This is a genomic window from Chitinophaga eiseniae (genome assembly GCF_012641265.1).
GTDB classification, from domain to species: domain Bacteria; phylum Bacteroidota; class Bacteroidia; order Chitinophagales; family Chitinophagaceae; genus Chitinophaga; species Chitinophaga eiseniae_A.
Genome location: NZ_JABAHZ010000039.1, coordinates 1 through 254, shown reverse-complemented (window position 1 = coordinate 254; position 254 = coordinate 1). Strand labels below are relative to the sequence as shown.

Sequence of the window (254 nt, the reverse complement as noted above, 5' to 3'; positions counted from 1 at the left end):
TTATGCCGAGGGTGTTCACCTCTTCCCATTCCGAACAGAGAAGTTAAGCCCCTCATGGCCGATGGTACTGCACTATCATGCGGGAGAGTAGGTAGCTGCCATACTTATTAAGAAAAGCCTTGGTGTTCTTTGCACTAAGGCTTTTTCTTTCTTATATAAGTAGAGAGTGTTGCTAAAGAGTAGCAATGATTTTCTCTCAAATACTCAGAATAACATTACTTGCCAGGCCTACTGCCTGGACATCTAATCTCTGA

The 254-nt window shown here is 42.9% G+C and carries 1 rRNA gene; it reads left to right on the top strand.

The window, feature by feature from the left end:
• A 5S ribosomal RNA gene (gene rrf / locus HGH91_RS31030) occupies positions 1–104 on the top strand; the annotation flags it as partial.
• Positions 105–254 lie beyond the last annotated feature (150 nt).